The organism is Microbacterium sp. NPDC057407 (genome assembly GCF_042803895.1).
In the GTDB taxonomy this organism is placed as follows: Bacteria; Actinomycetota; Actinomycetes; order Actinomycetales; family Microbacteriaceae; genus Microbacterium.
In genome coordinates, this window is record NZ_JBHVCA010000001.1 from 398,290 (window position 1) to 424,199 (window position 25,910).

A 25,910-nucleotide genomic window follows, 5' to 3' on the forward strand; every position below is an offset into this window, starting at 1 on the left:
AGCGCACGGCGGCCCGGAATCACGCGGGTAGACTGGCGGCATGCCCCGCGCCCCGAAGCTCGCTTCCTTCCCGGCGATCCGCGGAGCCCTGAAGTTCTATCAGGTCTGCTCGATCATCACGGGCATCGGGCTGCTGTTGCTCGTGGCCGAGATGATCCTGAAGTACACGCCCCTGCACGTCGAGCTCTTCCTCGGCGCATCGGGCGGCTTCCTGTGGTTCGCACCCGTGATCGCCGGCCCCGACTGCGAATGGTGGTCGCTGTTCGCCCCGATGACCAATGACTGCGAGATGATCTCGACCGGCGACGGGTTCAACGTGTCGCTGTTCATCCTCGTCGCCCACGGCTGGTTCTACGTGGTCTACCTGTTCTCGTGCTTCCGCGTGTGGAGCCTGATGCGCTGGCCGTTCGGCCGCTTCATCCTCCTCGCGCTCGGCGGCATCGTGCCGCTCCTGTCGTTCTTCATGGAGGCCAGGGTCGGCCGCGAAGTCACGTCCTACCTCAAGGCCCGTGAAGACGCCGAGCTGCACAGCCAGGCCGGCCACTCCACCCTCACCCACGCGATCCCCACGGAGAACCAGCGTTGACAGAGCAGACCGAAACCTCCCAGCGCCCCGTTCTCGTCGTCGACTTCGGCGCGCAGTACGCCCAGCTCATCGCGCGGCGCGTGCGCGAGGCGGGGGTCTACAGCGAGATCGTGCCGCACACCGCGTCGGCGTCCGAGATCGCGGCGAAAGACCCGGTGGGCATCATCCTGTCGGGCGGGCCGTCGTCGGTGTACGAGCCGGGTGCGCCCTCGCTCGACGAAGGCGTGTTCGACCTCGGCGTCCCCACCTTGGGCATCTGCTACGGCTTCCAGGTGATGGCGCAGGCGCTCGGCGGCGAGGTGGCCAACACCGGACTGCGCGAGTACGGGGCGACGGATGCCTCGGTCGCAGGTGACGGCGGAGTGCTGCTGGCCGGTCAGCCGGCCGATCAGAACGTGTGGATGAGTCACGGCGACCAGGTGTCGCGCGCGCCCGAGGGCTTCCAGGTGCTCGCGTCGACGTCGGCGACCCCGGTCGCGGCGTTCGGCAGCGACGAGAAGAAGCTCTACGGTGTGCAGTGGCACCCCGAGGTGAAGCACTCCGACCACGGTCAGCAGGTCATCGAGAACTTCCTCCACAAGGCCGCGGGACTGCCGGCGGACTGGAACAGCGGCAACGTCATCGCCGAGCAGGTCGAGCGCATCCGCGCCCAGATCGGCAGGGGGCGGGTCATCTGCGGCCTGTCGGGCGGCGTCGACTCGGCAGTCGCCGCGGCGCTCGTGCACAAGGCGGTCGGCGACCAGCTCGTCTGCATCTTCGTCGACCACGGACTGCTGCGGAAGGGCGAGCGCGAGCAGGTCGAGCAGGACTACGTCGCCTCGACCGGGGTGCGGCTGGTCACGGTCGACGCGCGCGAGCGCTTCCTCACGGCGCTCGCGGGCGTCAGCGACCCCGAGCAGAAGCGCAAGATCATCGGCCGCGAGTTCATCCGCACGTTCGAGCAGGCCGAAGCCGACCTCGTGGCCGAGGCGGCCGAAGAGGGCGAGCCGATCCGCTTCCTCGTGCAGGGAACCCTCTACCCCGATGTCGTCGAGTCGGGCGGCGGGACCGGCACCGCGAACATCAAGTCCCACCACAACGTGGGCGGCCTCCCCGAAGACCTGCAGTTCGAGCTCGTCGAGCCGCTGCGCACCCTGTTCAAGGACGAGGTGCGGGCGATCGGACGCGAGCTGGGCCTCCCCGAGGTGATCGTCGGTCGTCAGCCGTTTCCGGGCCCCGGCCTCGGCATCCGGATCGTGGGTGAGGTCACCGCTGACCGCCTCGAGATTCTGCGTGACGCCGACGCCATCGCGCGCGAAGAGCTGAGCCGCGCGGGGCTCGACGGCGAGATCTGGCAGTGCCCGGTCGTGCTCCTCGCCGACGTGCGCTCGGTCGGCGTGCAGGGCGACGGGCGCACGTACGGGCACCCGATCGTGCTCCGCCCCGTGTCGAGCGAAGACGCCATGACCGCCGACTGGACGCGCCTGCCGTACGACGTGCTGTCACGCATCTCCAACCGCATCACGAACGAAGTGCGCGAGGTGAACCGCGTCGTGCTCGACGTGACGTCGAAGCCCCCGGGCACGATCGAGTGGGAGTAGGCGAGCCCGCTGATCGAGTGCCCGCCGCAGGCGGGTGTGGGCCCGCAGATCGAGTGCCCGCCGCAGGCGGGTGTATCGAGATCGGGGAAGATAGCACGGTGAGCACCACCTTCCCCGATGCCGAGTACCTCATCCTGTCGAGCCGGCTCATCCCCGACCACGACGGCGGCTACGCCATGGCGATCCTGTCGCGCGCACGGCAGATGGCGGCCGCCGGGGTGCACGAGGGTCGCGGGCCGCTCATCCTCACCTTCGATCCGGGCACGCCGGCCGATCACGCCCGTCACCGTCGCGCGTTCGACGAACGGGATCTGATCGTGGGCACCGACCGCATGAGGAACCTCTTCGATGAGGCATCCGCTCCGTCCGGCGGAGCCGCGCCGTGGCTGCTGGCGGCTGCGCAGCCGGGGGAGCCCGACCCGGCGCTCGCCTACCGCCGGGTCGACGACGCCGAAGGACGACCCGTCGTCGGGCTGCCGGTCATCCACGGCGATCCGGACTGGCACATCACGAGCGCACCGGTCGCCGTCTACGACCGCGACGGGCGCGTCGCCGGCGTGGTCGAGGGATTCGGGGCGCTCTACCGCGCCTGGCTCGCCGAGGTCGTCGGGCGGCTGCGGGCCGCGAACGGCGAGAAGCCGGTCGTGGTGATCTGCGAGTCGCGGCAGCTCGGCGAACTCATCGCCGGCTGGAGCGATCCCGGGGTGCGGCTGATCCACGCGATCCATACGATCCACCTCGAGCCGCCGCACACCCCCGACGCCCCGCTGAACCCCCTCTGGACGCGGTGGTTCAGCCTCGCCGAGCGCTTCGACGCCGTGCTGTGGCTGAGCGAGGCGCAGCGCTCCGACGTCGTCGGCCGATTCGGCGACGAGGGCGTGCACCTCGTCATCCCCGCGGGTGTCCCGGCCGCATCGAGCGTCGTTCCGGGCGCCGATCGCGCGCCCGGACGGGTCGTGATGCTCAACCGGCTCGCGCCGGGCAAACGGGTTGATCACGCGATCCGCGCCTTCCGGTCGGTGCTCGAGCGGGTTCCGCATGCCGCCCTCGACATCTACGGCGCCGGCGTCGAGCACGACCGGCTGCAGCAGCTCATCGAGGCCGAGGGGCTCACCGCGCACGTCGTCCTGCGCGGGATCACCGACGAGCCCGAACGCGTCCTGGACGAGGCATCCGCGTTCCTCACGACGTCGGCTTTCGAAGGGCAGGCGCTCGCCATCGTCGAGGCGATGGTGCGGGGATGCCCCGTCATCGCGTACGACGTGCCCTACGGTCCCCGCGACCACCTCGCGAACGGCGGGGGCGTGCTGGTGCCGGACGGCGATCAGGCAGCTCTCGCCGCCGCCATCGTTCGGGTGATCGCCGACCCCGACGAGCACGCCCGCCTCTCGCGCGAGGCGGCGCAGATGGCGCGGCGGGTCGACCCCGACCGCGTGACGGCCGCCCTCGCGCAGGCGGTGCAGGACGTCCTGGCCGCCCCGTCGCGCCGCGCGTAGCCGGCACCCGCGATCCGCTGCCGGCGGAACCGCCGAGGGCGGAAACGGATGCCCGCGACCGTCGTCCGACCGCAGGCTTGGGGTCATGGCTGAAGAAGGCAAGATTCCCCAGTTCGGCGCCGAAGCGCGGCGCGAGCTCTTCCACCAGCGGGTGCTCGTGCTCGACGGAGTGCTCGACGACGACAACGGCACGCTCATCGCGACGCAGCTCCTGGCGCTCGCGGCCGAGGACGAGGCATCCGACATCGCCCTCTGGATCCACTCTCCCGGAGGGTCGGTCCCTTCGATGCTCGCGATCCGCGACGTCATGCGGCTGATCCCCAACGACGTCGCGACCCTCGCGCTCGGCCTGGCGTGCAGCGCCGGGCAGTTCCTGCTCAGCGCGGGGACGAAGGGCAAGCGCCGCGCGCTCCCGCATGCGCGGATCCTCATGCACCAGGGCTCGGCCGGGATCGGCGGCTCGACCGTGGACGTCGAGGTGCAGGCCGGCGACCTGCGGCACATGCGCGACACGGTCCTGGGCCTCATCTCCGAAGACACCGGGCAGGACGTCGGCCGCATCTTCGAGGACTCCCTCCACGACCGCTGGTACACCGCAGCGGAGGCCCTCGACTACGGGTTCATCGACGGGATCGTCGACGACTTCGCCCAGATCGTGCCGCGACGCCGCCGACCGGCGGGGCTCGGACTCGGCCCGGCGGAGGTGGCGGCATGAGCTCGTACACGATCCCGAACGTCGTGGCGCAGCACCCGCGCGGCGACCGCATCATGGACGTCTACTCGCACCTGCTCGCCGAGCGCGTCGTCTATCTGGGCACCGCGATCGACGCGGGCGTCGCCAACGCCCTCATCGCGCAGCTGCTGCACCTCGACGCCGACAGCCCCGAGCGCGACATCCAGCTGTACATCAACTGCGAAGGCGGAGATCCGGCGGCGATGCTGGCGGTGTACGACACCATGCGCCATGTCAGGCCGGATGTCGCCACCACCGTGGTGGGCCAGGCGATCGGTGTCGGCGCGGTCATGCTGGCGGCCGGCGCGGCCGGGAAGCGGGCGGTGCTGCCGCACGCGCGCGTCGTGCTGCATCAGCCGGCTGCGCAGGGGAGGGGAGCGATCCCCGACCTCATCCTGCAGGCGGACGAGCTCGTGCGGATCCGCGGCGACGTCGAGGCGATCCTCGCCCGGCACACCGGGAAGGATGCCGCGCAGCTCCGGCGCGACACCGACCGCGACCGCGTCTTCACCGCGGCCGACGCGGTGGCCTACGGGCTCGCCGACCGGGTGCTCGACGAGCGGTAGGGCTGTGTCGGGCGGCTGCTCGCGTGTCGGCGAGCCCTATCTCAGGCTGGCGTCGAGCCGCGGGCGGTGTGATCCGCGACTTCTCGCGGTGCGCGGGCGGATGGGGGAGCCTCACGCCTGAGTTGCGGCGCGGACCGCGGCCGCGACGTCGGCGGGCGACCCCTTCCACGGGGTGCCGTGGCCCGGGAGCACCCACGTCGCCTCGATGCCGGCCAGCCGGTCGAGCGAGGTCAGGGCCTGGTCCGGCTCGTCGGTGAACGGCGCGGGCTGCGGGCCGGGGCGACCGGTGAGCACGTGCCGGGTGGTGAGTGCGTCGCCGACGAAGACGGCCTCGGCGAGCGGCACGTGCACGGCGATGCTCCCCGGCGAGTGGCCGGGCAGGCCGATGATCCGCGGCGCGCCGGGCAGGTCGAGCACGTCGCCGTCGGCGACCTCGACCACCTCGGTGAGGTACTCGGTGCGCCACCCCCGCTTGCGCAGCGCGTAAGCGAAGAAGCCGGCCGTGGGGCCGAGTCGCATCGGCCCCATCGCCGTCTTCGGCTTATCGCCGCCGCGGGCACGGTCGGCGTCGGCGGCGTGGACGAACACGGGAACCCCGTGCTCGCGGCGCAGGCGCTCGGCGAACCCGAGATGGTCGCTGTCGCCGTGGGTGAGCACCACTCCCTTCACGTCGCCGAGGCTTCGCCCGATCGTTGCGAGCTCGGCGGTGAGGTCGGTCCAGTGGCCGGGCAGCCCGGCGTCGATGACCGTGATGCCGTCGGGCGCGACGACGAGGTAGGCGGCGACGATGTCGTTGCCGATGCGGTGCAGGTGCGGTCCGAGCTCCATGGCTTCCTCCGGTGGTTGTGTCGGCTATGGTACGTAGCTATGATGGCTTATGTCAATAGCCATCGGAGTCGCCATGCCTACACCCGACCGCACCTCCCTCGCCGCGATCATCGCCGCGGGCCGTGACCTGCTCGAGAGCGGCGGCCCCTCGCGCGTCACGATGCAAGCCGTCGCCGACCGCGTGGGCGTGCGCGCCCCCTCCCTGTACAAGCGCGTACGCGATCGCGACGCCCTGCTGCAGCTCGTGGTCGAGGCCACCGTGGACGATCTCGGGGCGCGGCTCGCGGCATCCGACGGCTCTCTCGCCGATCTCGCGCGCACGTACCGGTCTTTCGCTCACGACCTGCCCGAGGGTTTCCGGCTCATGTACTCGATGGCGGGCAGCGCCGAAGCGCTCTCGCGGGCGAGTGAGCCGATCCTCCGCGCGGCGCGCGCGGCGGTGGGCGAGGAGCATGCCCTCGAGGAAGCGCGTCTGGTCACCGCGTGGGCCACCGGGTTCGTCAGCATGGAGCTGGCGGGCGCGTTCCGTCTCGGCGGAGACGTCGACGCCGCCTTCGAGTACGGCCTCGCGAGGCTCGCTCGCGCGGCCGACTGAGAGCCTGCGTCAGTCCGCCGAGTCGCGACCCGGCCAGACCTTCCCGGCCCAGGGGTCGTAGTCGGCGATGAGGTCTTCTTGCGGCGGCCGCTCGTTCTCGGGCACGTGCTGCAGGTTGACCCTCACGCGGTACCAGAGGGAACTCGACCCGCGCATGCCGTCGACGAGGACGTCGGCGGGGTGCAGCGCGGCGACCGCGGACGGATGCTTCGCCTTCCACTCGTCGAGGGCGGCGAGCGCTTCGGGCTTGGTCTTCGTGCGGGCCACCTCGATGAGGGGCATGGTCGACTGCCGCCGGCCGTCGGGTCCGCCGCCGCGGGGCGGCTTCTCGGCGGGACCGAGCTCCTTCGCGAGGGCGAGGAGGCCGTCGAGGGTGCCCGGACTGTCGTCGATCCCGCGATGCGGGTCGCCGATCGCGGCGAAGCGCTCGAGGACGCTCGCGACCGTGAACTCCTCGGGTCGCCGGACGGCCACCTCGTCCCAGCCCAGCGGGGTCGACACGCGGGCGTCGGGGAGGGGCCGGATCGAGTACGCGGATGCCACGGTGCGGTCTTTGGCGTTCTGGTTGAAGTCGACGAACACGCTCTCGCCGCGCTCCTCCTTCCACCACCGCGCCGTCGCGAGCCCCGGTGCACGGTTCTCCACCTCGCGAGCGAGCGTCTCGGCCGCGAGCCGGACGTCCTTGTAGTCCCACTGCGGGGCGATGCGCACGAGGATGTGCAGGCCGCGCGAGCCACTGGTCTTCGGCCATCCGACGAGGCCGACGTCGTCGAGCACCTCGCGCGCGACGAAGGCGACATCGACGATCTGCGACCAGTCGACGCCGGGCATCGGGTCGAGGTCGATGCGCAGCTCGTCGGGGCGGTCGAGGTCTTCGGCCCGCACCGGGTGGGGGTTGAGGTCGAGGCAGCCGAGGTTGATCACCCAGGCGAGGCCCGCGGCATCCCGGATCACCGTCTCTTCGGCGGACGTGCCGCGCGCGTAGTGCAGGGTCGCCGTGTCGATGAAGTCGGGGTGGTTCTCGGGCACGCGCTTCTGGAAGAAGGCCTCCTGATCGATGCCCTTCACGAACCGCTTGAGCACCATCGGCCGCCCGCCCGCTCCACGCAGGGCGCCGTCGGCCACGGCCAGGTAGTAGCGGACGACGTCGAGCTTCGTCAGCCCCGGCCCGGGGAACACGACCTTGTCGGGGCTCGAGATGCGCACCTCGTGCCCGCCGACCTCGAGGAACTCCTCTTTGCGCGCTGGACTCACCCGGCTCACGCTAGCGCCGGCCCCCGACGCCGGCCAGGGGTTGCGCCCGCGCTCCGGACTGCTTGTCAGGCGGCCAGGAGGTAAGCCCAGCGGGCGGGGGCGACGGATGCCTCGGCCCGGAGAGACTCGGCCCGGAGAGACTCGGCCCGGAGAGACTCGGCGACCGCGGCGGTCAGCTCGACGAGGGTGACGTCGAGGGCTCCGGCCACGGCGGCGATCATCTCGCTCGACGGCTCCTTCAGGCCCCGCTCCATCTCGGACAGATACTGCGGTGAGACGCCCGCGCGGTCGGCGGTGTCGGCCAGGCGCTCGCCGCGCTGGTGTCGGAGGCGCCGCAGCTGGTCGCCGAGCGCGTCGCGCCACAGCGGCTCGGGATCGCGCGTCGCGCGTGGGGCGGGCTTCGTCGGCAGCGGGATGATCTCGGCCATGCCGTCACGATAGGTCGCGGCGTCCCTGAGCCGCGAGCTGTTCCGCCCACAGCAGAACCAGGTATGCCAGACAGACGAGAGGCCGCCTGGGACGAACCCGGACGGCCTCTCGGAGAACTGCGGTCAGTTGCTTCGGACGATGGCGATGATGCGCAGGATCTCGACGTAGAGCCAGACCACGGTCACCATGATGCCGAAGGCGCCGATCCAGCCCAGCTGGCGGGGGGCGCCGTTGCGCACACCCTGCTGGATGGAGTCGAAGTCGAGCACCAGCGAGTACGCGGCCATGATCACGACGAGCACGCCGATGATGAGGCCCAGCGGGATGCCCATGAAGGTCTGGCTGAGAAGGCCGAACGCACCGCCTGCGATGGGAGCGTTGAAGAGCATCAGCATGACGTTGACCAGCGAGAACACGAGGTAGCCGACCATCGCGATGAGGAAGATCTTCGTCGCACGCTTCGAGGCCCGAACCTTGCCGCTGGCGAACAGCGCCAGGGTCACGCCGACGACCGACAGGGTCGCGAGCGTCGCCTGCAGGACGATTCCCTGCCACTGCACCTCGAAGAACGCCGAGATGCCGCCGACGAAGAGACCCTCGAACGCGGCGTAGGCGAAGATCAGGCCCGGGCGCACCTTCTTGCGAGAGGTGAAGATAACCGCCAGCGCGAGGATGAACCCGCCGAGCGCGCCGATTGCCCAGGGGAGGATCGACAGCTGGTTGGGCTGCGTCGCGTCGAGGCCGCCGAGGGTCCAGAACCAGCCGATCGAGGCGGTCACGAGCAGGATCGCGAACAGGCCGACCGTCTTCCAGACGGTGTCTTCGACCGTCATGCGGTCGGTGTCGAGGGCGCCGGCGGACGGGGCGGCGTACATGCCTTCGAGCTGCGCCTGGGTGGCGGCATCCAGTCCGGCATGCTGCGCTGCAGCGGTCTGCGTCTGCGCGGCAGGGGGCGTCAGTCCCGGACGACCGGGGTACGTACGGGCGGCCTTCGAATCCTGGAAGGCCGGATTGTTGAACGCGGGGTTGTCGAGGGCCACTGCTCTCACACTCCAAGTCACGGGTTGCACAGCACGGTGCTGTGGATCAACGATATCCGTTCCCGCACATTCCCGGGAGTTTCGTGGCTGTGAGTGGACCATGAGGGACGGATGCCGCGGCCGGCCCTCCGCGCCCCCGAAGGTAGCCTGGGGCGATGGTCCGCCGCTCCCCGCTCGTGATCGGTCACCGGGGTGCGCCGGGCTACCGGCCGGAGCATTCCCGGTCGTCGTACGACCTCGCCCTCGAGTTCGGTGTCGATGCGGTGGAGCCCGACATCGTGGTCTCCTCCGACGGAGTGCTGGTCGTGCGTCACGAGAACGAGATCTCGGGCACGACCGATGTCGCCGACCGCCCGGAGTTCGCCGACCGCCGCACGACGAAGAGCGTCGACGGTGCGGAGCTGACGGGCTGGTTCGCCGAGGACTTCACGTGGGACGAGCTGTCGACGCTGCGGTGCCGGGAGCGTCTCCCGAAGCTGCGACCGTCGAGCGCCACGTTCGACGACCAGCAGCCGGTGCTGCGCCTGCGCGACGTGCTCGACCTCGTGCGCGAAGGATCGCTGGCGCAGGGGCGCGAGATCGGGGTCGTGCTCGAGATCAAGCACGCCACGTACTTCGGGTCGATCGGATGGGACATCGCCGAGCTCGTCGACCGAGAGCTGCGGGAGGCGGGCTGGGCCGGCGGAGCGCTTCCGCTCACGATCGAGTCCTTCGAGTCGACCGTCCTGTTCCGGCTGCAGGAACGGGGCATCCCGGCGGTCTACATCTATCTGCTCGAGGCGGCCGGTCGTCCCTACGACCTGCTCGCTCAACACGGCAAGGCCGCGCCCACGTACGCCCGGACCGCGTCGCCGGCGGGCCTCGACGGGCTCGTCGGCCGGGTCGACGGGATCAGCGTCGACAAGCGGATGATCCTCGCCCCCGACAAGCTCGGCCGACTGACCGGTCCGTCGGCGGTGATGGCGGACGCCCACGACCGCGGCCTGCGCGTCTTCACCTGGACGTGCCGGCCCGAGAACAGCTTCCTCATCGGCCAGTTCCGCGGGCATGGGGGCGCGGCGGCCTTCGGCGACTGGGAGTCCGAATGGGCGGTGATCCGGGATGCCGGAGTCGACGGCGTCTTCGTCGACCATCCCGATCTCGGCGTGGCGTTCTTCGGTTCCTGACTGGGAGAGCGCTCCCCGGCTAGGGTGAGTCGCGTGACCTCCCCCGGCATCGTCGTCGAAGGAGTCCGACGCGCGTTCGGCGAGATCCACGCGGTGCGGAACGTGACGCTGCAGGCGCACGCGGGCCGTGTCACGGGACTCGTCGGACCGAACGGCTCCGGCAAGACGACCCTCCTGCTCATGCTCGCCTCGCTCCTGGCGCCCGACGCCGGATCGATCCGCATCGACGGCGTCGATCCCGTCGCCGACCCGCACGCCGCCCGCGCCCTCATCGGGTGGATGCCCGACGCGCTCGGCGCGTGGGGTTCGCTCACGTCCCGCGAGACGCTGATCGTCACGGCGCAGCTGTACGGGATGCCGAAGGCCGAGGCATCCGCTCGCGCCGACGTCCTGCTCGCCGAGGTGGGCCTCGTGCCGCTCGCCGACTCCGCCGCCAAGGTGCTCTCGCGCGGGCAGAAGCAGCGACTCGGGCTCGCTCGCGCGCTCGTGCACGACCCGAGGGTGCTGCTGCTCGACGAGCCGGCGTCGGGACTCGACCCGCAGGCCCGCATCGACCTGCGGCTGCTGCTGCGCCGGTACGCAGCCGAGGGACGAACGGTGCTCGTGTCGAGCCACATCCTCAGCGAGCTCGAAGAGGTCGTCGACGACGCCGTGTTCCTGCTCGCGGGAGAGACGGTCGACAGTCGTCGGATCGAAGCCGCCGCCCGCCGTGCACGACCCTGGCGGGTGCGGGTGGCGGGGGTCGAGGCATCCGTCGCCGCCGGCACCGTCGCGGGGGCGCTGGGGCTCGATGCTTCGCTCGTGTCCACCGACCGGCGCGACGTGCTGCTGGAGTTCGAGTCCGACGAGGCCGCGGCGTCGGCCCTGGCGTCGCTGGTGTCGGCCGGCGTGCCGGTCGCCGAGTTCGCCGCCGCGCAGGGCAGCCTCGAGCACACGTTCCTCGACCTCGGCAAGGGCGTGCCACCCGCCGCGCCTCCCGCGTCGGCCGTCGATGAGGGAGGCGCCCCGTGAACGCTCAGCGACTGGGCACGATCGTCCGCCTCGAACTGACGCAGCGCACCCGGAGCATCGCCTGGTACGTGCTCCTCGGCGTCTTCGCGCTGCTCCTCGTGATCGTCACGGCACTGTCGTTCCTCGCGTTCGGCTACGTCGAAGAAGAGCGCGGCGCGGCCATCTATTCGACGATCGTCTACATCACGCTGCTCCTGGTCGTGCTCGTGTCGCCGACCCTGAGCGGGAACTCCATCAACGGCGACCGCGATGCCGCAACGCTCGCGCCGGTGCAGGTGACGCTCGCGACCACCGGCGAGATCATCGTCGGCAAGTTCCTCGCGGCCTGGGTGACGGGACTCGCCTTCGTGCTGGTCTCGGTGCCGTTCCTCGGCCTCGCGACGCTGGCCGGAGGAGCGGATGCTGCGACCGTCGCGGTCTCGCTGATCGTCCTGGTCGTCGAGGTGGCGGTGATCGCGGCGATCGGGGTCGCGCTCAGCGGCATCCTCGCGCGCCCGCTCTTCTCGGTCGCCACCACTTACCTCGTCGTGGCTGCGCTCGTCGTCGGCACGCCGATCGCGTTCGGGCTGGTCGGCGCCACCATGCGCACCGAGCAGACGAACAACTACCGGTCGATCGACTGGAGCGGATACGAAGACGGCGAGTTCCCGTGCATGCCCGGGGAGGAGCCGTCCGAGGACTACCCGTGCATCGAGGACCCGACGCCCGCGTGCGGCGAATGGGAGAGCTACACCTACGACGTGGTGAGGTTCGACCGGGTGTGGTGGATCCTCGCGGCGAACCCCTTCGTCATCCTCGCCGACGCGACCCCGACGACGTACCGGTCTGACGGCTACCCGGTCGACCTCTTCGGTCAGATCAAGTTCGGCGTGCGCTCCGCCCAGCAGCCGCCGCCCGACGAGATCACGTACGACGAGTGCAGTCCCGGCGCCCAGGACGAGCAGCCCACCCCCGAAGAGGTCATCGCCCAGTCCACGCCGAGCTGGTTCGTGGGACTGGCGCTGCAGCTGCTCCTCGCGGCCGGCCTGCTGTGGTGGGCGTGGTCGCGCACGAACACGCCGGCCCGCCGCCTCCCGCCCGGCACGCGCATCGCCTGACCGACGCGTGGGACCGGTGACCGCGGCATCCGCTCGCTCTTCGTCGTCCGGTACGGTTTTCGGATGCAGGTGACCCGGGTTCGCGTCCACCCGGTCAAGTCGTTCGCCGGGCTCGACGTCGCGTCAGCGCGCGTGCACCCGTGGGGCCTGGACGGAGACCGGCGCTGGGCCGTCGTCGATGAGGCCGGTGAGCCGATCACGGCCCGCGAGGAGAACCGGATGCTGGGGCTCACGGCCGAGCCCGACGGGGACGCTCTCGTGCTCGGCGATCGCGACGGTGCTGCCGAGCTGCGGGTCGCCGCGCCCGTCGAGGCGGAGCCGGTGCCCGTCGGGCACTCCCGTCAGGGCACAGCCCTGCCCGCGGGCGACGAGGCCGACGCCTGGGTGGGCGAGCGCCTGGGACGAACCGCGCGGCTCGTGTGGCAGCCCGACCCGACCATGCGATCCGTCAACCCGAAGCACGGCGGTCTTCCCGGCGACCACGTGTCGCTCGCCGACGTAGGTCCCCTGCTGCTCGCGAGCGAGTCGTCGCTGGCCCAGCTCGACCGGTGGACCGACGACGAGACGCCGCCGCTCGACATCCTCCGCTTCCGCCCCAACGTCGTGATCGACGGCGACCCCGACGCGCCCTTCGCCGAGGACGCCTGGCCGTCCGTCCGGATCGGCGACGTACGGTTCCGCGTCAGCGGCACCTGCGACCGCTGCGTCATGACCACGATCGACCCGCTCACGCTGCGCCGGGGCAAAGAGCCCATCCGCACGCTCGCCCGCCACCGCCGCTGGGACGGCAAGACATTCTTCGGGGTGTGGCTGGTCCCCGAGCTCGACGGCTCTGCGGCGGCGGTGATCCGGGTCGGCGACGAGGTCGTGCCCGGCTGAGACTCCGGCCTGTCAAGCCCCTCCGGCGACCGAGCGGGACTTCCTAGCGTGGAGGCATGAGCGACATCCGCTACACCAGCGAAACCAGCGACGTCGGCGACACGAGCAACCCGGACGGCGCCACCAGCGACCTCACCCCCGGCGAGATCCCGCCCGCACCGGACGGGCAGGTCGGCGCGCAGCCGCTGCGCGACGGCGACACCTCCATCGAGCCGGATCCCACCCTCGACCCCGCGCAGGCCGAGTGGGACCGCACGACCGCTCTCGAGGAAGGCGTGCAGATCGACGAGCTCGACGCGCCCACAGCGACGGGCGACGACCCCGCACACATCTCGGACGAGCGCGACCAGATTCCGGCGACCGACCGCCCCGGATCGGTCTACGAGCCCGAGACGCAGGGACTCGACATGAACGAGGCCGTGCTGGGCGACGAGGGCCAGGGCGACCTCGCGCCCGAAGACCTCTGAGCCCGGACACCACCCCCTCGGCGTGCGTCCCGCCCGATAGGGTGCCTGCGTGACGAGTGCGCGCGACGACATGGTGCGGCTGCCCGGCGGGCGCTTCACGATGGGCAGCGACGACTTCTACCCCGACGAACGGCCCGCGCACGAGGCATCCGTCGACCCCTTCTGGATCGACCGCGGCCCGGTCACGAACGAGGACTTCGCGGCCTTCGTCGCCGACACCGGGTACGTGACCGTCGCCGAGCGCGAACTCGACCCCGCCGACTACCCCGGAGTCGATACCGCCGACCTGGTGCCGGGGTCGCTCGTGTTCACGGCGACCGCCGGCCCGGTCGACCTGCGCGACTGGCGGCAGTGGTGGCGATGGCAGCCAGGAGCCTCGTGGCGCAGCCCCGAAGGACCGGGGTCGGGCATCGACGGGAGGCTGCGGCATCCGGTCGTGCAGGTGGCGTACGCGGATGCCGCCGCCTATGCCGAATGGGCGGGCAAACGGCTCCCCACCGAGGCCGAGTTCGAGTACGCGGCGCGGGGAGGATCCGGCGCCACGGCGTTCGCGTGGGGAGACGAGGCCTTTCCGGACGGCTCCGCCCAGGCCCACACCTGGATCGGGCGCTTCCCGTACGAGAACCTCGGCGAGCACGGGGCGACCACGGCGCCGGTCGGGTCGTTCCCGCCCAACGGCTACGGACTGGTCGACACCGTCGGCAACGTCTGGGAGTGGACCACCGACTACTACGAGCCGCGCCACCGGCTCCCCGGCGCGGTGCCGGTCTCGCGCGACGGACGCAGCGACCTGCTCGCGCAGAGCGCGGAACCCGGCTCGCGCATACCCCGCCGCACCCTCAAGGGCGGGTCGCACCTCTGTGCGCCCGAGTACTGCCTGCGCTTCCGGCCCGCCGCGCGCTCGCCGCAGGCCGAGGACTCCGCGACGACGCACATCGGCTTTCGCTGCGCGCGCGACTGACGGATGCCTCGCCCGGCCCGCTCGGCGAGATGTCTTCACCCTCATGGAGTGATGCGTCCTCGGGAGCGCGGTCGTTAGCTTGGGCGTCCCCACCGATGCCGCACCGCGCCCGCCGCGGTGCTTCGCGTCGGGGGAGGATCGTGCCGCCACGACAGGAGAGATCGATGACCGAAGACGCCCGTCCGTCCGTCGTGGGAGCTCCGCTTCCGCCGGCCCGCACGCTGCCGTTCCCGCCGAAGGGGTCGGGCAGCTACGCGGGGCGCACCTTGGCCGAGTCGACGTACTCACCGCTGCCGGTGCCGCAGCACCTCGGTGACGACGCCCCGAACGTGCTCATCGTGCTGATCGACGACGCGGGGCCCGCGCTCCCCGCGCCCCTCGGGGGAAAGGTGAACACGCCCACCCTGGAGCGGATTCGCGAGGGCGGCATCGGCTACAACCGCTTCCACACGACCGCCATGTGCTCGCCCACCCGCGCCTCGCTGCTCACGGGGCGGAACCACCATCGCGTGGGCGCCGGCCAGATCGCCGAGCTCGCCGCCGACTGGGACGGTTACTCCGGCCACATCCCGAAGAGCAGCGCGTCGATCGCCGAGGTGCTGCGCAACTACGGGTACTCGACCGCGGCGTGGGGCAAGTGGCACAACACCCCCGCCGAAGAGACGACGAAAGCGGGGCCGTACGACAACTGGCCGACCGGGAACGGGTTCGAGTACTTCTACGGGTTCCTCGCGGGCGAGGCATCCCAATACGAACCGAACCTGGTCCGCAACACCACCAGCGTCCTGCCGCCCAAGTCCCCGGAGGAGGGGTACCACCTCAGCGAAGACATCGCCGACGACGCCATCGCGTGGCTGCGCGACCACAAGGCGCTGTCGCCTGACAAGCCGTTCTTCATGTACTGGGCGACCGGTGCGATCCACGGCCCGCACCACGTGCACAAGGAATGGGCGGACAAGTACGCGGGCGTGTTCGACAGCGGCTGGGATGTCTACCGCGAAGAGGCGCACGCGGCGGCGAAGGCGGCCGGGTGGATCCCCGAGGACGCCGAGCTCACGCCCCGGCCGGAGTCGCTCCAAGGGTGGGACGAGATTCCCGACCACCAGAAGCCGTTCCAGGCCCGGCTGATGGAGGTGTGCGCCGGATTCGGCGAGCACGCCGACGTGCAGGCCGGCCGGCTCGTCGACGAGCTGGAACGGCTCGGCTACATCGAGAACACGATCGCGATCTACATCTGGGGCGACAACGGTTCGTCGGGGGAGGGCCAGAACGGCACGATCAGCGAACTGCTGGCGCAGAACATGATCCCGACGACGATCGATCAGCACATCGCGGCCCTGGAAGAGCTGGGCGGTCTGGGCGCCCTCGGCACGCCGGCGACCGACAACCAGTACCACGCCGCGTGGGCGTGGGCCGGTTCGTCGCCGTACCAGGGCATGAAGCTCATGGCGTCGCACCTCGGGGGCACCCGCAATCCGATGTTCATCCAGTGGCCGGCCCGCATCGAGCACGACCCGGTGCCCCGCACGCAGTTCCACCACGTGATCGACGTTGCGCCGACGCTCTACGAGATCCTGGGCATCTCGCATCCCGACACCGTGAACGGCATCCACCAGGACCCGATCGACGGCACGAGCTTCGCCTACTCGATCGACGACAAGACGGCCGAGGGCCGGCACCGGGTGCAGTACTTCGAGATCATGGCGTCTCGCGGCATCTACGAGGACGGGTGGATGGCGTCGACCGCCGGTCCGCGACTGCCGTGGGTCCCCGGAGCCCCTCCCGGCATCCGGACCTGGACCCCCGACGAGGACAAGTGGGAGCTCTACCACCTCGACGAGGATTGGAGCCAGGCGCGGGATCTCGCCGACCAGCATCCCGAGAAGCTGGCTGCGCTGAAGGAGCTGTTCGCGATCGAGGCGGCGAAGAACCAGGTGCTGCCCGTCGGCGCGGGGCTCTGGATCCCCGTGTACCACCCGGAGCTGCGCATCAGTCCGCCGTACCAGGAGTGGGAGCTCTCCGGCGAGACCACCCGCATCCCCGAGTTCTGCGCGCCCGCGCTCGGCAACAAGCCGAACGTCGTCACGATCGAAGCGACGGTGGGCGACAAGGCCAACGGCGTGCTGTACAAGCTCGGCGGGGCCGGCGGCGGACTGACGGCGTTCGTCGTCGACGGCATCCTGACGTACGAGTACAACCTGTTCCTCGTGAACCGGACGATCATCGCCGCGCCCGAGCCCCTGCCGGCAGGGAAGGTCGAGATCGAGATCGAGACGACCTACGTCGAGCCGCGGCCCGGTGGTCCGCTGCGCGTGGCACTGCGGGTGAACGGCGGCGAGGTCGCGTCGGGAACCGTTCCGGTGAGCGCACCGCTGCTGTTCTCTGCGAACGACTGCCTCGACGTCGGCCGCGCGTACGGCGGTGCCGTCTCGCGGGCGTACGCCGACCGCATGCCGTTCGCGTTCGACGGGACGATCGACCGCATGCACGTGGCATACGAGGTCGCCCAGAAGGCCGGGTGACGGTGACGGATGCCTCGGTCCGAGGCATCCGTTCACCCACTGCACAGACGCGATTCATCGACTCCGGCCCCTCGAGGCCCCAGCATGGTCTGACATTCGGCGTCGGCGCCGCTTCGATCACAGATGAGTCGCGGGGCACCAGGCAGAGCGGCGATCGGGGCGGGTCCGGCTCCATGATCCCGAGGGAGCTGCCATGGTCCGACCCGCACGGGTGCTCTCACTGTACGAGGGCTTCTTCGCCGGCGGCGCGCGCGTGCTGCACACCGAGGTGGTCGCCGGTCTGCACCGCAGCGGCGAGCAGGCGCACTCGGTGCTCTCGATCGCGGCACGGGTGCGCCGCGAGTCGACGGTCCAGCACCTCGGCGACGACGCCCGCTACCAGCGTCTGGCCGCAGCGGGTGTCGCCGTCGACACGCTCGGGCGGGAGGCCGACGCCGCCCCGATGGGCCCAGACTCGTTCACGGAGGCCGAGATCGCGGTCGCGGCGCGGGCCGTTCGCGACGCCGACCTGATCCTGTCGCTCAAGGAGCAGCCGCTCGGCATCCTCCTCGCCCTTCACGCGCGCGGGCTCATGCCCGATATCCCGGTGGCGGCGTGCCTGCACCGTTCCGACCCGCTGCATTCGGGGCCCGCGCTCGGGTGGCTGGTCGAGGCGGCGGCATCCGGTCTCGTGACGGCGACGATCTCGTGCGCGAGGACGACCGACGAGGCCTACCACCGGGCGGGCGTCTCGGCGGCGAGCCGCTTCGTGATCCCGAACGGCGTCGACACCGCGCTGTATCGTCCCGGAACCGCGGGGGAGCGGGCCGCGACGAGGACGCTGCTCGGCATCCCGTCGCACGCGCCGGTCGTCGTGTTCGCGGCGCGCTTCGACGCGATGAAGAATCCGGGGCTGTTCCTGCGGGCGGTCGCCCGGCATGTCGCCGTCGCGCCCGGCGCGCATTACGTGCTGTGCGGGGCGGGGATGACGCGGGACAACGACGGGTTCCGTGCGCTCGCCGAAGAGTCGGGCTTGCGGGAGTCGCGGGCGGTGCACGCGCTGGGCATCCGGCGCGACATGCCGTCGATCTACCAGATCGCCGACATCGTCGCGTTGACGAGCGCCTTCGGCGAGGCCTCGCCGCTGTGCCTGCTCGAGGGCGCGGCCTGCGGTGCGACGCCCGTGACCACTGACGTGGGCGACGCGGCCGCGCAGGTCGACGGCTTCGGGGTCGTCACGCCCGCGAACGAGGACGCCATCGCGGAGGCCTGGCGGTCGGTCGTCACCCGTCGGCGCGTCCACCGCGCCCGTGCGCTCGCCGCCCGTTCGGGGATCGACAGAGAGCGGATGTTGCAGGCCTACGCCGACGCGTCGTTCTCGCTGCTGCGTCGCCAAGAGGCCGCGGCCTGACGCGATCTCGGGCGGGGCGTTCAGGCAGGTTCGGTCGTGCGGATCAGCCCGCAGATGACGCACGACCACGCGACGAGGAATCTCTCGTCATCGAGGATCTCGAACCGCAGCGGGTCTCCGCAGGTCGGGCAGACCCACGCCTGGACCTCACGCGCGCTCACGCCCACCAGCGTAGTTTCGCGGATGCCGTCCGGGCGCGGTGGTGCGGAACTCGTCAGTCGTCGCCGTCGACGGTCGCGTCCTCGGCCTGCTCCATGGCGTCCTGGCCCTCCTCGGGCGATTCGGCGCCCTGGCTCGGGCTGCCCGCGTCGTCGGGGCGGTCGGCGGAGCGGTCATCCGGTGCGTGGGTCATCTCGTCCTCCGTTGTCACTGGCTGTCGGGGCGCTCGTGGTTGCATCCCGTCGGCGTCGCATGGGGACTAGTCCACGCCTCTGAGGTGCGCGGCCGTAAGGGGTTGCGGGCCGGGGCGGATCGTGCGAGAGGGCGCGGGGTTGCCGAAAATCGCGGCGGGCGCTGCCTCGACATGGCACATCAATCTTCGTGCGAGTGTTGCTGCGGCCTCGGACGAGGAAGGGTGGGCGCATCTGGCTGAGGTGGGCTCGCTCATGCGCAAGAACCAGCCTGACTTCGACTCCCGCAACTGGGGCTATGCGAAGCTCTCCGACCTTGTGCGTGAGATCGGGCTGTTCGCCGTCTCGCCGAACCCGCCCGGCGGGCTGCGCGTGAAGAACGGCCTGAAGTAGCGCCTTGACTATCGATATAACGGACAATAACATCAGTTATATGAGAACGGAGGCGCCACTCCTCGCTCCGATCTTCCGGTCGGACGGACAGGCGCGTCTGCTCTCGTCGATCCTGCTGGGCGAGGGTGAACTGAGCCTGAGCGAACTTGCCGCGCGGGCGGAGCTCGCCTATCCGACCGCTCACCGCGAGGTTGCGCGTCTGTTGGATGCCGGCATCCTCGTCGAGCGTCATGTCGGGCGCACGCGGCTGCTGTCCGCGAATCCGGACAGCGCGCTGGTCCCGCCGTTGCGCGAGATCCTGCAGATCGTCACCGGTCCGGTAATCATGCTCAGGCATGAGCTCGCCGAGGTTGAGGGGATCGATTCGGCGTTCCTATACGGGTCGTTCGCCGCAAGGCTCCGCGGCGTAGACGGGCCGCCGCCCAATGACATCGACGTCATGGTGATCGGAAGTCCCGACGCCGATCGCGTGTACGAGGTTTGCGATCGAGTCGAAGAAGCCGTGCATCGCCCGGTGAACGCCACGATTCTCACGCGGGCGGAGTTGGCGGTCGACTCGGGCTTTCTCGACCAAGTGCGTGCGAACCCCGCGGTGCCGATCATCGGAGAGCTTCCGTGGTAGTGACTCCGCTCGCCGATCTGCAGCAAGAAGCGGTCGACGTCCCGGTGTCCGCGCGACGTCTCGACAAGGTCACCCCTGATGCAGCGCGAGCGGCGGCATTTCTGGCTGCGGCGTCCGAACGGATCGGTCAGCTTCCGCTGCTCACCAGCGTGGTCGTCACCTACGACCTCGCGTACGACGCGGCGCACGACGTGGGCGAGGCGCTCCTCGCCGCGCACGGATACCGCACGCGCAACGGCGCAGGCCAGCACGAGGCGCTCGGACGGTTCCTCCGCGCCGTCCTCGACTCAAGTGAGAAACGGTTGAATCAACTTGCGACCTTCGTCAGCGACCCGCGCGCTGATGCCCGCCGTAATCAGGGCGCGAGTTGATGCCTGCCTCGGTCGCGTGTCCGGACTTGAAGTAACGACGCGACGGCGGGAGTCGAACCCGCAACGCTTCCGGTTATGAGCCGGAGCCCGGGACCGCCCGGATCGCCGCGATGAACACACGTTAGCTCGCCGATCGGCGACTGCGCCGGAGCGTGAGCCCTCGTTTCCTCGTGAGTCGTCGTATGTCGTGCGCGCTGGACGAACGTTCAATTCACGTCGTTCGCGAGCGCCTGTGGATAACTCATTGCGCGAAGAAGGAGAACGGTACTGTTGCCGTAATCCGCCAGATGGCGGGAGTTAGTGAGGATATTTTGCTTATCAAGAAGCGGTGGGCCGCCGTGCTGGCCACCGCACTCACGCTGGCGGGGCTCGGTGTCGCCGCGCCGGCCGTCCATGCCAGCGAGATCGCCGCAGGCGTGCCCGCGTTCGGAACGATCACCCAGCTGAAAGTCGTCAACAAGTCCTCGTACGGCGGCTACGTCGACAAGACTCGCCGCATCGCACACTGCAACGTCCAGACCAACGGTCTGGGCTGCAGCATCAACCGCACCGCTTCGGCGACACGCACCGTTCAGCTGAGTCTCGGGATCTCGCGCGGGGCGGTGGCGAGTCAGCTGGGCTTCAGCTCGGCGACCTCGGTCTCCGTCGCGGTGACGTGCAGTGCGGCATCCCTCAAGAAAGGCCAGACTCTGGTCGCGTATTCGGTGGGCAGCCGCCACAAGTACAAGGTGAACAAGAAGGTCGCGCGCAGCGGGGTGGTGCTCTCCAACCGGACGTCGAACTGGCTGTACGCCTTCAACCCGCACCCGGCGGGTATCTCCTGCCGGGTCGTCTAGCGTGGGGGGACTCCGCCGCTCGCTGTCCGTCTCGATGATGGCATTCGTCGTCGCCCTCGCCGGGTGCGCCGGGCCGGCCGAAGAGCCGCTCGACATCAGCGCCTACATCGGGATGAACGTCGCTGAGGTGGAGAAGCAGTTGCCGGCTGAGTACGGGCTCGTCGTGTACGACATCAGTTACCCGATCGCGGGTAAGGCCTCGCGCTACCGGACCGCTGACAGCGGCAGAGAAGAGGACTGGATGGTCGTCGCCGCGTGCGGGGACGAGCAGAACATCGCGCTCGCCGTCCTGAACGTCGACGACTACACGGGCGAGAACGCCCGGGCCGCGCGGGCGGGAGAGTTCGACTCTCTGCTCGTCGAGTGCGGCCCGTCGGATTGACGGCGGTCAGCCGACAAGTGTCAGGTACTCCCGCAGGTGTTCGACGACGAACGCGTGGTCCTCCGCCTGCGGGAGTCCTGACACTCCCACCGTCCCCACCACACCGACACCCGCGATGGTGATCGGGAACACCCCGCCATGAGCGGCATACAGAGAAGTGTCGAGGCGCGCAGACGTGTCGAAGTCCTTGCCCTCCGCCCGGAACGACAACCCCACTCCGAACGACGAGCGAGCGTACCGGCGGGCGACTCGGGTCTTGCGGTCGAGCCATCCATCGTTGTCGGCGCTCGAACCCGGCAGCGCCGTGTGGAACACCCGCGCCTCACCGAGCGTGATGCCGATCACGATCGGCAACTCGGCCGAGAGGGCGTCCTCGCGCATCCGAGAACCGAGAGCCCACGCATCCGCCAGATCGAATCGCGGAAGCACCAGCTCCCTCTCCTCACGCTCGACACGGGCCAGGGTCTCGCGGGCGTCTTCGCTCATGCCCAGAAGGCTATCGACTCGCCGCTCCCCGTGCGCGGTCCTCCTGCCCCCATGCGAGGTTTACGTCTGGCGCCACGATGAAGCAACCGAACCCGTTCGTCACATCGGCGACGAGTTGCCGACGGCGGGTGACTCCGCGTGACTGGAACAACCGATCTGTCGAACCCTGTCCCGTGCGGTGCGAGTCCTACCCGAGGGGCCACCTCACCAACTCCGCCGTCAGCTGGTCGAGATACTCCGGCGGGCCCTCCGCCGCGAACCACAGCCAGAGTTCCGCCGCGTGGACCGCCGTCCACGCCGCGACCGCGTCCCGGTCCGCTCCGTACGCCTCCACCATCGCGTCGAAGCTCCGGGCGTCCTTTCGCGAAGCGCCCCACGCGGCCCGCGCAAGCTCGCGGATCGGGTCGCCGGCGTGCGCCGCCTCCCAGTCGACGACCCCGGTCACCTCTCCGTCGATCGCGAGCAGGTTCCCGTCCGTCCAGTCTCCGTGGCAGAACGCCCGGCCCTCTGAGCCCGGGACGACCAGCGGAAGGGGAGGTCCGCCGGCCTCGATGTACCGTTCGACGATCAGCCGATCGTCCGCAGCGGGCGGCAACCCATCGGGCACCGGGAGTGCGTGAAGCCGGCGAAGAACCCGCATGGACTCCCGCAGGCCATCGAGGCGTTCGTCCGGCCCGACCGCGTCGAGCCGGTCGCCGGGCAGACGCGTCATCACGATCGACCCGGGCGCGACCTCGAGCAGGGTGGGCGCCGGCAGGCCGCTGCCCGCAAGAGCCGTCAAGGCGGCGACCTCTGTATCGTGCCGCGCCGGATCCGTCATCCGCTTCTCCACAGGCGCCTGCCCGCGGTGATCGATCACACGAACGTGGCCGACAGCGCCCTGACGCATGCGCTCATCATGTCAGCCGTGGTGGCGGTGCCGGCGCATCGAGGGCCCGAAGCATCCGCTCCAGCACCTCGCGCAGCTCTTCCCGCGCCGGAGACCCCAGATCGGTCGTGTACTCGACGCCCGCGGGGATCCACGACAGGCCGTACATCGTCTCGCGGAAGTCCGCCCCGCCCACCGGCCACCGTGTACGCCCGTCACCCTCCGCCGACGCCCCCTGGCCCCACTGGCCGAAGATGTCGCGCATCGCGTCGAGGTCCAGCTCCATCACCGCGTCCGCTTCGACCGCCTGCCGCTGCCATGAACGCGCCACGAAGATGAACTCCTCGACCTCCTCGGCGGTGAGCGGCCGCGGCTCGAACAGCACACGCGTGTGCTCGACCCCCGTGAGCCGGTCGACGCGGAACGTGCGCCAGTCGTCCTTCTCGACATCCCAGCACAGCAGGTACCAGTGCCGGTCCGCCGGGGCGAGCGCATGCGGCTCGACCCGTCGCCTGGTCACCTCACCCGCCGCCGATGAATACGTGAACCGCACCCGCTCATGATCGCGGCACGCCAGCGCCAGCTCTCCCAGCACATCGCTCGACACCGCCGCCCCCGCGTTGATGCCGGCCGGCTGCACCGATTCCGCCAGGGCGTTCACCCGTCGGCGCAACGGCGCCGGAAGCACCTGCTCGAGCTTCGCCAGGGCCGTGATCGTCGTCTCGGGACCCGAGACGAGACGCTGGGATGCCGCGACCCGCAACCCGATCGCCATCGCCACCGCTTCCTCGTCCGTCAGCAGCAACGGCGGCACCGCGCTCCCCGCCTCCAGCCGGTACCCGCCGGCAGCGCCGGGCGTGGACTCGATGCGGTAGCCGAGGTCGCGCAGACGCTCGACGTCGCGCCGCACCGTCCGCTCGGTGACCCCCAGGCGCCCGGCGAGCTCCGACCCCGGCCAGTGGCGGTGGGTCTGCAGCAGGTTCAGCAGCGACAGCGCGCGAGTCGTGGTGTCGGACATGACGAAAGATTGCCACACATCGCGGACCGAATGTGTCCGCAATCATTCCTAGTGTGGCGGCATGGCGAACCAACCGATCATCGAAGCGCAGGGTCTCACCAAGCGCTTCACCGTGAAGAAGAAGACCGTCGAGGCGGTCACCGACCTCACCTTCCAGGTGGAGCGCGGCGAACTCGTCGCCTTCCTCGGACCCAACGGTGCGGGCAAGTCGACGAGCCTGCGCATGCTGACCACCCTGATCCCGCCGACATCGGGCACGGCCCGCGTGGTCGGCCACGACATCCTCCGCTCACCCGCCGACGTGCGCGCCCGCATCGGGTACGTGGGGCAGCTCACCAGCGGCAGCTTCTCGCAGCGCGCCCGCGACGAGCTGCTCAGCCAGGGCGCGTTCTACGGCATGGGCAAAGCCGACGCACGGGCACGCGCGGACGAGCTGATCGAGTCCCTCGATCTCGCCGGGTTCGCCGGCCGCCCCGTGCAGCAGCTCTCGGGCGGACAGAAGCGCCGACTCGACGTCGCCCTCGGCCTCATGCACGCGCCGCCGCTCATCTTCCTCGACGAGCCGTCGACCGGCCTCGATCCGCAGAGCCGCGCGAACCTGTGGCAGCACATCCTCGACCTGCGGCGCGAGTACGGCACGACGGTCTTCCTCACCACCCACTACCTCGAAGAGGCCGACCGCTACGCCGAACGGGTGATGGTCATGGACAGGGGCCGCGTCATCGCCGACGACACCGCCACCGCGCTCAAGGCGAACCTCGCCGGCGACGTGCTCACGTTCGGCTTCACCTCCGAGGCGGATGCCGCGGCCGCCGTCGCGGTGGTGCAGAACCTCACCGACCGTGACGTGCGGCTCACGCGGGGATCGAGCGTCGCCGAAGGCGACGTATCGAGACCATCCGTCACCCTCACCGCCCCCGACGGCGACGCGCTTCTCCCCGCCGCCGTGCGGGCGCTCGACGCCGCCGGAATCCGGGTCGCGCGAGCGACCGGCGTTCCTCCCACCCTCGACGACGTGTTCCTCGCCCTCACCGGGCGCACCCTGCGCGAGGCCGGCGAGGGCGAGCCCGCCGAACCGGATGCCTCGGCCGAGGCATCCGCTCCCGCATCAGACCCGGCCGCCCTGAATGGAGCCCAGCGATGACCGACACCACCACCTCACCCCTCGGGTCGACGACCCGGCCCGACACCGCCGTCCGCGCCAACGCCGCGCGCGACACCTGGAACGTGCTGACCCGCGAACTGAAGCCGGTGCTGCGCGATCCGTTCACGCTCATCTTCAGCCTGGTGCAGCCGCTGGTTTTCCTCGGCCTCTTCGCGCCCCTCCTGATCGGCTCATCCGGCGCACCGGTGGGCGAGACGCTCCAATGGTTCGTGCCCGGAGTGCTCGTGATGATCGTGCTGTTCGGCACCGGCGCGACCGGGTCGAACCTGCAGTACGAGATGATGACCGGCTCGCACGAGCGGACTTTGGTCGCGCCGCTCGCCCGTTCGTCGCTGCTGGTCGGCCGCGCACTGAAGGAGATCGCACCGATCGTCGTCCAGTCGCTGATCATCGTGCTGATCGCGTGGCCGTTCGGGTTCACGATCAACGTGCCCGGGCTCGTCGTCGGACTCGCCCTGCTGGCGGTGTTCGGGGTGGGCCTCGGCTCGCTCTCGTACACGCTCGCGCTGAAGACGAAGGACCGGGAGTGGCTCTTCTGGGGCGTGCAGCAGACCCTGATCTTCCCGCTGCTGATCCTGTCGGGCATGCTGCTGCCCCTCGATGACGGACCGGCCTGGATGCGCGCGGTGGCCGCCGTCAACCCGGTGAACTGGGTGGTGCAGGCCGAAAGGGCGCTGTTCGCCGGCGATCTCGGGGCGATCGAGGTGCTGTGGGGCTGGATCGCCGCCCTCGTGCTCGCCGCCCTCGGGCTGTGGGCGGGCATCCGGGCGATGCGCAAGAGCAGCTGACCCCGAACGGGCGGGTCTCGGGGCGCCGCGC

30 protein-coding genes and 1 tRNA gene are annotated in these 25,910 nt (G+C 70.5%); 21 read left to right on the plus strand and 10 right to left on the minus strand.

The window, feature by feature from the left end; translation table 11 throughout:
• Positions 1-40: 40 nt before the first annotated feature.
• The 5 genes from ACFUTX_RS01950 to ACFUTX_RS01970 all read left to right on the plus strand — a co-directional run bounded on the left by ACFUTX_RS01950 (position 41) and on the right by ACFUTX_RS01970 (position 4,961).
• Positions 41-586: a DUF3817 domain-containing protein gene (locus ACFUTX_RS01950; RefSeq protein WP_378860508.1), complete on the plus strand. Its 546-nt coding sequence runs from the start codon at positions 41-43 to the stop codon at positions 584-586.
• Positions 583-2,166 (plus strand): glutamine-hydrolyzing GMP synthase, encoded by a 1,584-nt coding sequence (gene guaA / locus ACFUTX_RS01955; protein WP_378860509.1) that lies wholly within the window; start codon positions 583-585, stop codon positions 2,164-2,166. Before ACFUTX_RS01950 ends, guaA begins: the two co-directional genes overlap by 4 nt.
• 98 nt (positions 2,167-2,264) lie before the next feature.
• A complete protein-coding gene (locus ACFUTX_RS01960) occupies positions 2,265-3,662 on the plus strand; it encodes a glycosyltransferase (protein WP_378860510.1) in 1,398 nt (465 codons plus the stop codon).
• A gap of 85 nt (positions 3,663-3,747) precedes the next feature.
• Positions 3,748-4,377 (plus strand): ClpP family protease, encoded by a 630-nt coding sequence (locus ACFUTX_RS01965; RefSeq protein ID WP_378860511.1) that lies wholly within the window; start codon positions 3,748-3,750, stop codon positions 4,375-4,377.
• Positions 4,374-4,961 carry a ClpP family protease gene (locus ACFUTX_RS01970; protein WP_378860512.1) on the plus strand — a complete coding sequence of 196 codons (588 nt, stop codon included), beginning with the start codon at positions 4,374-4,376 and terminating at the stop codon, positions 4,959-4,961. Before ACFUTX_RS01965 ends, ACFUTX_RS01970 begins: the two co-directional genes overlap by 4 nt.
• 111 nt (positions 4,962-5,072) lie before the next feature.
• On the opposite strand, the gene ACFUTX_RS01975 is transcribed toward ACFUTX_RS01970, so the two are convergent.
• On the minus strand, positions 5,073-5,789 hold the full coding sequence (locus ACFUTX_RS01975; protein WP_378860513.1) for an MBL fold metallo-hydrolase: 717 nt from the start codon (positions 5,787-5,789) through the stop codon (positions 5,073-5,075).
• A 73-nt stretch (positions 5,790-5,862) separates the two neighbouring features.
• Between ACFUTX_RS01975 and ACFUTX_RS01980 the strand changes: the two genes are divergently transcribed.
• Positions 5,863-6,384, plus strand: a complete 522-nt coding sequence (locus ACFUTX_RS01980) for a TetR/AcrR family transcriptional regulator (protein ID WP_378860514.1) — start codon at positions 5,863-5,865, stop codon at positions 6,382-6,384.
• 9 nt (positions 6,385-6,393) lie between these two features.
• Here ACFUTX_RS01980 and ligD read toward each other — a convergent pair whose 3' ends face one another.
• The 3 genes from ligD to ACFUTX_RS01995 all read right to left on the minus strand — a co-directional run bounded on the left by ligD (position 6,394) and on the right by ACFUTX_RS01995 (position 9,107).
• Complete coding sequence (gene ligD, locus ACFUTX_RS01985; protein ID WP_378860515.1) at positions 6,394-7,638, minus strand: non-homologous end-joining DNA ligase; 1,245 nt, start codon at positions 7,636-7,638, stop codon at positions 6,394-6,396.
• A gap of 65 nt (positions 7,639-7,703) precedes the next feature.
• Positions 7,704-8,066: a helix-turn-helix domain-containing protein gene (locus ACFUTX_RS01990; RefSeq protein ID WP_378860516.1), complete on the minus strand. Its 363-nt coding sequence runs from the start codon at positions 8,064-8,066 to the stop codon at positions 7,704-7,706.
• A gap of 123 nt (positions 8,067-8,189) precedes the next feature.
• Entirely contained in the window at positions 8,190-9,107 is a 918-nt protein-coding gene (locus ACFUTX_RS01995) for a Bax inhibitor-1/YccA family protein (protein ID WP_378861041.1), read from the minus strand.
• A gap of 155 nt (positions 9,108-9,262) precedes the next feature.
• Here ACFUTX_RS01995 and ACFUTX_RS02000 point away from each other — a divergent pair, with 155 nt between their 5' ends.
• The 8 genes from ACFUTX_RS02000 (at position 9,263) to ACFUTX_RS02035 (ending at position 18,600) form a co-directional block, all read left to right on the plus strand.
• Complete coding sequence (locus tag ACFUTX_RS02000) at positions 9,263-10,273, plus strand: glycerophosphodiester phosphodiesterase family protein (RefSeq protein WP_378860517.1); 1,011 nt, start codon at positions 9,263-9,265, stop codon at positions 10,271-10,273.
• A 33-nt stretch (positions 10,274-10,306) separates the two neighbouring features.
• Positions 10,307-11,284 carry an ABC transporter ATP-binding protein gene (locus tag ACFUTX_RS02005; RefSeq protein ID WP_378860518.1) on the plus strand — a complete coding sequence of 326 codons (978 nt, stop codon included), beginning with the start codon at positions 10,307-10,309 and terminating at the stop codon, positions 11,282-11,284.
• Positions 11,281-12,381, plus strand: a complete 1,101-nt coding sequence (locus ACFUTX_RS02010; protein ID WP_378860519.1) for an ABC transporter permease — start codon at positions 11,281-11,283, stop codon at positions 12,379-12,381. Before ACFUTX_RS02005 ends, ACFUTX_RS02010 begins: the two co-directional genes overlap by 4 nt.
• Positions 12,382-12,444: 63 nt before the next feature.
• Entirely contained in the window at positions 12,445-13,260 is an 816-nt protein-coding gene (locus ACFUTX_RS02015) for an MOSC domain-containing protein (protein ID WP_378860520.1), read from the plus strand.
• Positions 13,261-13,316: 56 nt separating this feature from the next.
• The gene (locus ACFUTX_RS02020) at positions 13,317-13,727 is read left to right on the plus strand and encodes a sugar ABC transporter ATPase (RefSeq protein WP_378860521.1); all 411 of its coding nucleotides are present in this window, start codon (positions 13,317-13,319) and stop codon (positions 13,725-13,727) included.
• 70 nt (positions 13,728-13,797) lie between these two features.
• Positions 13,798-14,688 carry a formylglycine-generating enzyme family protein gene (locus tag ACFUTX_RS02025; RefSeq protein WP_378861042.1) on the plus strand — a complete coding sequence of 297 codons (891 nt, stop codon included), beginning with the start codon at positions 13,798-13,800 and terminating at the stop codon, positions 14,686-14,688.
• 164 nt (positions 14,689-14,852) lie between these two features.
• A complete protein-coding gene (locus ACFUTX_RS02030; protein ID WP_378860522.1) occupies positions 14,853-17,210 on the plus strand; it encodes an arylsulfatase in 2,358 nt (785 codons plus the stop codon).
• Between the two features lie 193 nt (positions 17,211-17,403).
• Positions 17,404-18,600 (plus strand): glycosyltransferase, encoded by a 1,197-nt coding sequence (locus ACFUTX_RS02035; RefSeq protein WP_378860523.1) that lies wholly within the window; start codon positions 17,404-17,406, stop codon positions 18,598-18,600.
• Positions 18,601-18,620: 20 nt separating this feature from the next.
• Here ACFUTX_RS02035 and ACFUTX_RS02040 read toward each other — a convergent pair whose 3' ends face one another.
• Together ACFUTX_RS02040 and ACFUTX_RS02045 are read right to left on the minus strand one after the other, a co-directional pair.
• The gene (locus ACFUTX_RS02040; RefSeq protein WP_378860524.1) at positions 18,621-18,761 is read right to left on the minus strand and encodes a hypothetical protein; all 141 of its coding nucleotides are present in this window, start codon (positions 18,759-18,761) and stop codon (positions 18,621-18,623) included.
• Positions 18,762-18,814: 53 nt separating this feature from the next.
• The gene (locus ACFUTX_RS02045; protein WP_378860525.1) at positions 18,815-18,952 is read right to left on the minus strand and encodes a hypothetical protein; all 138 of its coding nucleotides are present in this window, start codon (positions 18,950-18,952) and stop codon (positions 18,815-18,817) included.
• Between the two features lie 139 nt (positions 18,953-19,091).
• On the opposite strand from ACFUTX_RS02045, the gene ACFUTX_RS02050 reads away from it, so the two are divergent.
• Genes ACFUTX_RS02050 through ACFUTX_RS02060 form a run of 3 tightly spaced genes read left to right on the plus strand, consistent with a single transcriptional unit; the run spans position 19,092 to position 20,336 of the window.
• Complete coding sequence (locus ACFUTX_RS02050; protein WP_378860526.1) at positions 19,092-19,343, plus strand: OST-HTH/LOTUS domain-containing protein; 252 nt, start codon at positions 19,092-19,094, stop codon at positions 19,341-19,343.
• A 40-nt stretch (positions 19,344-19,383) separates the two neighbouring features.
• Positions 19,384-19,965, plus strand: a complete 582-nt coding sequence (locus ACFUTX_RS02055; RefSeq protein WP_378860527.1) for an ArsR family transcriptional regulator — start codon at positions 19,384-19,386, stop codon at positions 19,963-19,965.
• Positions 19,959-20,336, plus strand: a complete 378-nt coding sequence (locus ACFUTX_RS02060) for a hypothetical protein (RefSeq protein WP_378860528.1) — start codon at positions 19,959-19,961, stop codon at positions 20,334-20,336. Before ACFUTX_RS02055 ends, ACFUTX_RS02060 begins: the two co-directional genes overlap by 7 nt.
• A gap of 37 nt (positions 20,337-20,373) precedes the next feature.
• Here ACFUTX_RS02060 and ACFUTX_RS02065 read toward each other — a convergent pair.
• A tRNA-Met gene (locus tag ACFUTX_RS02065) sits at positions 20,374-20,446 on the minus strand.
• 201 nt (positions 20,447-20,647) lie between these two features.
• Between ACFUTX_RS02065 and ACFUTX_RS02070 the strand changes: the two genes are divergently transcribed.
• The gene (locus tag ACFUTX_RS02070) at positions 20,648-21,172 is read left to right on the plus strand and encodes a hypothetical protein (RefSeq protein WP_378860529.1); all 525 of its coding nucleotides are present in this window, start codon (positions 20,648-20,650) and stop codon (positions 21,170-21,172) included.
• A 37-nt stretch (positions 21,173-21,209) separates the two neighbouring features.
• Positions 21,210-21,554, plus strand: coding sequence for a hypothetical protein (locus tag ACFUTX_RS02075; RefSeq protein WP_378860530.1), 345 nt, complete (start codon positions 21,210-21,212; stop codon positions 21,552-21,554).
• Positions 21,555-21,560: 6 nt separating this feature from the next.
• On the opposite strand, the gene ACFUTX_RS02080 is transcribed toward ACFUTX_RS02075, so the two are convergent.
• The 3 genes from ACFUTX_RS02080 to ACFUTX_RS02090 form a co-directional block, all read right to left on the minus strand.
• Positions 21,561-22,040: a heme-degrading domain-containing protein gene (locus ACFUTX_RS02080; protein ID WP_378860531.1), complete on the minus strand. Its 480-nt coding sequence runs from the start codon at positions 22,038-22,040 to the stop codon at positions 21,561-21,563.
• A 187-nt stretch (positions 22,041-22,227) separates the two neighbouring features.
• Positions 22,228-22,929, minus strand: coding sequence for a phosphotransferase family protein (locus ACFUTX_RS02085; protein ID WP_378860532.1), 702 nt, complete (start codon positions 22,927-22,929; stop codon positions 22,228-22,230).
• A 7-nt stretch (positions 22,930-22,936) separates the two neighbouring features.
• Positions 22,937-23,926 (minus strand): helix-turn-helix transcriptional regulator, encoded by a 990-nt coding sequence (locus tag ACFUTX_RS02090; RefSeq protein ID WP_378860533.1) that lies wholly within the window; start codon positions 23,924-23,926, stop codon positions 22,937-22,939.
• Positions 23,927-23,987: 61 nt separating this feature from the next.
• Here ACFUTX_RS02090 and ACFUTX_RS02095 point away from each other — a divergent pair, with 61 nt between their 5' ends.
• Together ACFUTX_RS02095 and ACFUTX_RS02100 are read left to right on the plus strand one after the other, a co-directional pair.
• Positions 23,988-25,070, plus strand: a complete 1,083-nt coding sequence (locus ACFUTX_RS02095) for an ABC transporter ATP-binding protein (protein ID WP_378860534.1) — start codon at positions 23,988-23,990, stop codon at positions 25,068-25,070.
• Positions 25,067-25,879, plus strand: coding sequence for an ABC transporter permease (locus ACFUTX_RS02100; RefSeq protein WP_378860535.1), 813 nt, complete (start codon positions 25,067-25,069; stop codon positions 25,877-25,879). Before ACFUTX_RS02095 ends, ACFUTX_RS02100 begins: the two co-directional genes overlap by 4 nt.
• The last annotated feature ends 31 nt before the right edge of the window (positions 25,880-25,910 follow it).

Bases quoted from the DNA above. Each gene is read 5' to 3' on its own strand.
- ACFUTX_RS01950 (WP_378860508.1), top strand. From the start codon at position 41: ATGCCCCGCGCCCCGAAGCTCGCTTCCTTCCCGGCGATCCGCGGAGCC.
- ACFUTX_RS01965 (WP_378860511.1), top strand. From the start codon at position 3,748: ATGGCTGAAGAAGGCAAGATTCCCCAGTTCGGCGCCGAAGCGCGGCGC.
- ACFUTX_RS01970 (WP_378860512.1), top strand. From the start codon at position 4,374: ATGAGCTCGTACACGATCCCGAACGTCGTGGCGCAGCACCCGCGCGGC.
- ACFUTX_RS01975 (WP_378860513.1), bottom strand. From the start codon at position 5,789: ATGGAGCTCGGACCGCACCTGCACCGCATCGGCAACGACATCGTCGCC.
- ACFUTX_RS01980 (WP_378860514.1), top strand. From the start codon at position 5,863: ATGCCTACACCCGACCGCACCTCCCTCGCCGCGATCATCGCCGCGGGC.
- ACFUTX_RS01990 (WP_378860516.1), bottom strand. From the start codon at position 8,066: ATGGCCGAGATCATCCCGCTGCCGACGAAGCCCGCCCCACGCGCGACG.
- ACFUTX_RS02000 (WP_378860517.1), top strand. From the start codon at position 9,263: ATGGTCCGCCGCTCCCCGCTCGTGATCGGTCACCGGGGTGCGCCGGGC.
- ACFUTX_RS02015 (WP_378860520.1), top strand. From the start codon at position 12,445: ATGCAGGTGACCCGGGTTCGCGTCCACCCGGTCAAGTCGTTCGCCGGG.
- ACFUTX_RS02020 (WP_378860521.1), top strand. From the start codon at position 13,317: ATGAGCGACATCCGCTACACCAGCGAAACCAGCGACGTCGGCGACACG.
- ACFUTX_RS02025 (WP_378861042.1), top strand. From the start codon at position 13,798: ATGGTGCGGCTGCCCGGCGGGCGCTTCACGATGGGCAGCGACGACTTC.
- ACFUTX_RS02030 (WP_378860522.1), top strand. From the start codon at position 14,853: ATGACCGAAGACGCCCGTCCGTCCGTCGTGGGAGCTCCGCTTCCGCCG.
- ACFUTX_RS02035 (WP_378860523.1), top strand. From the start codon at position 17,404: ATGGTCCGACCCGCACGGGTGCTCTCACTGTACGAGGGCTTCTTCGCC.
- ACFUTX_RS02045 (WP_378860525.1), bottom strand. From the start codon at position 18,952: ATGACCCACGCACCGGATGACCGCTCCGCCGACCGCCCCGACGACGCG.
- ACFUTX_RS02055 (WP_378860527.1), top strand. From the start codon at position 19,384: ATGAGAACGGAGGCGCCACTCCTCGCTCCGATCTTCCGGTCGGACGGA.
- ACFUTX_RS02075 (WP_378860530.1), top strand. From the start codon at position 21,210: ATGGCATTCGTCGTCGCCCTCGCCGGGTGCGCCGGGCCGGCCGAAGAG.
- ACFUTX_RS02080 (WP_378860531.1), bottom strand. From the start codon at position 22,040: ATGAGCGAAGACGCCCGCGAGACCCTGGCCCGTGTCGAGCGTGAGGAG.
- ACFUTX_RS02085 (WP_378860532.1), bottom strand. From the start codon at position 22,929: ATGCGTCAGGGCGCTGTCGGCCACGTTCGTGTGATCGATCACCGCGGG.
- ACFUTX_RS02090 (WP_378860533.1), bottom strand. From the start codon at position 23,926: ATGTCCGACACCACGACTCGCGCGCTGTCGCTGCTGAACCTGCTGCAG.
- ACFUTX_RS02095 (WP_378860534.1), top strand. From the start codon at position 23,988: ATGGCGAACCAACCGATCATCGAAGCGCAGGGTCTCACCAAGCGCTTC.
- ACFUTX_RS02100 (WP_378860535.1), top strand. From the start codon at position 25,067: ATGACCGACACCACCACCTCACCCCTCGGGTCGACGACCCGGCCCGAC.